Source organism: Romboutsia sp. 13368 (genome assembly GCF_018336475.1).
Taxonomy (GTDB): Bacteria; Bacillota; Clostridia; order Peptostreptococcales; family Peptostreptococcaceae; genus Romboutsia.
On record NZ_CP048741.1, the window covers coordinates 785,394 to 785,733 of the forward strand.

Below are 340 nucleotides of genomic sequence, written 5' to 3' on the forward strand. Positions count from 1 at the left end.
ATTTCTCATTAAAAATTATTAYTAGTATATAGAATATTTTAAATGATAAAAATAAATTCTAAATAAACATAGTTTTAAATTTACATTAAACCTATTGAAAAAATGATTAATTCTTGGTAGGATTAAAATTATTAACATAGAAAGAAGGTATTAATATGGAAGAAATATACAGATTAATAGAAGAGAAAATAAAAGATTCAGGATACTTAGGATATGTAAGTGGTGAAGAAATATATGATGAAATATGTGATGAGATAGAAGAAAAAGAAAATGGAAGCTACATATTTATGTCTAAAAAAGAAGATGATGTATTTTTTGAATTTAAGATAGATGTTATGGA

At 20.6% G+C, this 340-nt stretch carries 1 protein-coding gene; it reads left to right on the top strand.

The window, feature by feature from the left end; all coding sequences use genetic code 11:
• Positions 1-155: 155 nt before the first annotated feature.
• A partial coding sequence (locus G3997_RS03175) for a hypothetical protein (protein WP_296647997.1) occupies positions 156-340 on the top strand: 185 nt, incomplete at its 3' end.